This window comes from Desulfosarcina sp., assembly GCF_046496365.1.
In the GTDB taxonomy this organism is placed as follows: domain Bacteria; phylum Desulfobacterota; class Desulfobacteria; order Desulfobacterales; family Desulfosarcinaceae; genus Desulfosarcina.
This window is the reverse complement of the sequence record NZ_JAWOHB010000073.1, coordinates 1-3,611: the sequence shown is the minus strand read 5'-3', so window position 1 is coordinate 3,611 and position 3,611 is coordinate 1. Positions and strand designations below refer to the sequence as shown.

The window sequence follows — 3,611 nt, the reverse complement described above, 5'->3', positions numbered from 1 at the left end:
CGTCTTGGGACAAAAGGCCACGCAAATCCCGCACCCCTTGCACCAGTCCCGGTTGATCCGGTGCTCCTTCAGCTTTGCTTTCACCATGGTCGCTCCCCCACCATTGATCCGCCTCCCCACGCGGCACCACCCGCCGCCTTGAATTCGTGCCCCTCTTAAAAGCTCAACCGTGCGTTGTCAAGAAAAAGCGGGTGGGCTCGAATGGACCTGCTTTTTCCGGCAGGTATTTCTTAAATGGTGCTTTGCAAAGGCTACTATTTTTCAGGATTTCACACAAGATCGCTTTTGCAACCACCGAAATACCGCCGATTCCCGCCTCATCCAATGGACAAATCATCAGCCCAAATTAAATTAAAATTATAAAATACCTATAAAAACTATACTAAAAATGTATATATTGATTTGGTTATTATCATTTTTATAGTTTTTTTAATTTTTTTGTTGACAGGCGTTGCGGAGCATGCTTTATATGCATCCAAGACCTGTACCGGCGCCGTAGCAGGTCATCGCCGCAATCAAACCCACACGCAACCGAAGGAGGGATTGGACAATGGAGGATACACTTACCGTCTTCAAGGCCAGCAAATTCTGTAATGTCTCCTCTAAAACCATTATCAACTGGGTTGAGGCCGGACATATCAAGGCATACAAAACCGTTGGCGGTCATCGCCGCATCAAACGCAGCGACATGGAAGTTTTCATGCGCCGCCAGGGCATTCCCATTCCGGAAACCGAGATTGACGATGAGCGCAGGCGCATCCTGGTGGTGGATGACGATCCCATCATCGTTGAGACCATCGTCCAGGCCCTTGAGGAAGATGAATTCGATTATGAGGTGATCAGCGCTTCGGATGGATTCGAGGCCGGTCTGCAGGTCAACCACTTCCACCCGCACCTGATGATCCTGGACATCATGATGCCGGACATCAAGGGCAACGAAGTGTGCCGCCGGATCAAAACCAACGAGGACACCAAGGAAACCAAGATCATCGTTCTTTCCGCCTACCTGGATGAAGAAAAATTCAAGGAGATGAAGGCGCACGGTGCCGATGTCTGTTTTTCCAAGCCGCTGCCCCTGCCCCAGCTCAAGGAGGAGGTTGCCCGGCTGCTGGAACTTAAATAGCCACCCAACCGCCCTTCAGCCATCAATTAGGAGGCGAAGCATGAAACTCAAGGAAGCCCTGCAAAAAAAGAAGTTTGTGGTCACATCGGAAGTCCAGGCACCCATGGGCGACGACGATCCTGAAGCACTGGTGGAGAATCTGAAACGGATCCGGGGACGCATGGACGGCGTTTCGATTGCCGAGGTTGAGCTTGAAGGCGTCGTGGGCGACAGCATCCGCACCTGCGAACTGCTCAACCAGAACCGGTTCGACGCCATTTACCAGACCACCACCCGTGATAAGAACCGCATCCAGCTCCAGAAAGACCTGACCCAGGCCCACGAGTCCGGTGTGGAGAACCTGCTCGTGTTCACCGAGGACTATCGCATCTCCGGTGAAAGCCTGCAGGAGACCATGTTTTTCCACGTGGATTCGGGTAAGCTGGCGTCGGTCCTGGAGCATCTGAAAGACGGACGTACGGTGGACGGGAAAGAACTGGCTCAACGGGTCGAGTTCATCATGGGTTCCGGAGTGGAACACCCCTGGGGAAAAAACGTTCCCAAACAGGGCATGCAGGAGATGGAAACCATGCGCGAACTGGGCACCGGTTATTTTTTAACCACGCCCATCTTCGATCTGGATCAGTTCCAGCGATTCATGCGTCAGATCGGAACCTTCGGTGTTCCCGTAATCGCCGAGGTGATGTTGCTGAGAAACGCGGTCATGGCCCGTTTCATCAACCGGCACTTCAAGTCCGGCCTGATCCCGGACTGGGTGGTCCAGAAGCTGGACAATGCGCCCAACAAGCAGCAGGCCAGCATCGAGCTGTTTGCCGATACCATCAAAGGATTGCGCGATCTTTGTGCCGGGGTCCACATTATCACCCTGGGCGGCATCGACAAGATTCAGCCTTATTTAGATGCAGCCAAAATCAGGTAGCGGCGCTTCACAGAAGACCGCACCCCTTCAGTCTTTAATCTTCAGCCTAACCACCTAAACCTGGAGGCCAGCATCATGACAGCACCCATCGAACTGGATGATTTGGAATGTGAATTCAAGGAAGCGGTCCTGGAACGGGTGCCGGATGCCCTGCTGGACCTGTGCATGACCTGCGGCACATGCACGGGTGGCTGTCCGGCATCGGGCCTGATGGACATGGATCCACGCAGACTGCTGCGAATGGTAAATTTCGGAATGGATGAAGCGGTCAAAAAATCCAACTGGGCGTGGGTGTGCACCATGTGCGCCCGCTGCGTCAATGCCTGCCCCATGAAAATCAATATCCCCAAACTGGTCTACAACCTGCGCGGATCATGGCCCCGGGACAAACGCCCCAAAGGCATACGGGGCTCCTGCGACCAGCACATCCGGGCGGGCAACGCCATGGGCGTACCGACCGAGGACTTCATCTGGACCGTGGAGGATGTGGCCGACGAAATCCGTGACACCCAGCCTATTTTCAAGGACCTTCAGGTGTCCGTGGACCGGGTGGGTGCATACATGGCCATCAACCAGAATTCCAGGGAACCGGTCACCGAACCGGACGAACTGGGTCCCTTGTGGAAAATTCTGCATCTGGTGGGCGCCGACTGGACCTACCCGTCGGTGATGTGGGCCGGAGAGAACTACTGCCTGTTTCTGGCCGATGACGAGGGTTGGCGCTACATCATCGAGGAGTTCGTCGACCACATCGACAACAACCTGGGATGTAAACTGGTGGTCAACACCGAGTGAGGGCACTCCTACTTTGCGATCCTGGAAGGATTGCGCAAGTTCAACATTCCTCACAAATTCGAATTCACCAGCATCATCCAGCTTTATGCCCAATGGATCCGCGAGGGCAAGCTCAAGGTCAACGCAGACTGGAACCGGGACCTCAAGATCAAGTTCACGGTTCAGGACCCCTGCAACATCGTCAGGAAGTCTCTGCGCGAAGAGATGGCCGATGAGCTTCGGTTCGTCGTCAAAACCATCGTGGGCGAGGAAAATTTTGTGGACATGGTTCCCTGCGGCGTCAACAACTACTGCTGCGGCGGCGGCGGCGGCGCCCTGCAGGGCGGCTTTGCGGAAGAACGCCGGGCCTACGGCAAGGTCAAGTTCGACCAGGTCATGGCCTCCGGGGCGCAGTACGTCATCGCCCCTTGCCACAACTGCCACGCCCAGATCGAAGATGTGGGCGAACACTACGGCGGCAAATACCGCGTGCTGCACATCTGGACGATCATGTGCCTGGCCATGGGCATCCTCGGAGAGAACGAACGCACCTATCTGGGACCCGACCTGGCAGGATACGGACTTTAAGCAAGGAGGGGAAATATGACCACGCAAACCACGGGTTCGGTGCTGGTGGTCGGCGGCGGCATCGCCGGCATTCAGGCGTCGCTGGATCTGGCCGACGCCGGCTACCGGGTCGTCCTGGCGGGTATTGCCGAAGATAAGATTGCCGAAGATAAAAGTCTCGCCGGGGATAAGACTGCTGTTGGTGATTCCAAGATTGTTGGAAATGTT

General features: G+C 55.1%; 5 protein-coding genes. 4 read left to right on the top strand and 1 reads right to left on the bottom strand.

Features of this window, described 5'->3' with window-relative positions; all coding sequences use genetic code 11:
* Positions 1-87 (bottom strand): 4Fe-4S binding protein (locus tag R6V78_RS06265; protein WP_410288481.1); only part of this gene is annotated, 87 nt, incomplete at its 3' end.
* A 463-nt stretch (positions 88-550) separates the two neighbouring features.
* Here R6V78_RS06265 and R6V78_RS06260 point away from each other — a divergent pair.
* From R6V78_RS06260 to R6V78_RS06245, 4 genes are all read left to right on the top strand, one after another.
* Positions 551-1,123, top strand: a complete 573-nt coding sequence (locus R6V78_RS06260) for a response regulator (protein ID WP_410288480.1) — start codon at positions 551-553, stop codon at positions 1,121-1,123.
* 40 nt (positions 1,124-1,163) lie between these two features.
* The gene (locus R6V78_RS06255) at positions 1,164-2,042 is read left to right on the top strand and encodes a methylenetetrahydrofolate reductase (protein ID WP_410288479.1); all 879 of its coding nucleotides are present in this window, start codon (positions 1,164-1,166) and stop codon (positions 2,040-2,042) included.
* Between the two features lie 75 nt (positions 2,043-2,117).
* The gene (locus tag R6V78_RS06250) at positions 2,118-3,404 is read left to right on the top strand and encodes a (Fe-S)-binding protein (protein ID WP_410288478.1); all 1,287 of its coding nucleotides are present in this window, start codon (positions 2,118-2,120) and stop codon (positions 3,402-3,404) included.
* Between the two features lie 15 nt (positions 3,405-3,419).
* The coding region (locus R6V78_RS06245; RefSeq protein ID WP_410288477.1) for an FAD-dependent oxidoreductase at positions 3,420-3,611 on the top strand (192 nt) is incomplete at its 3' end.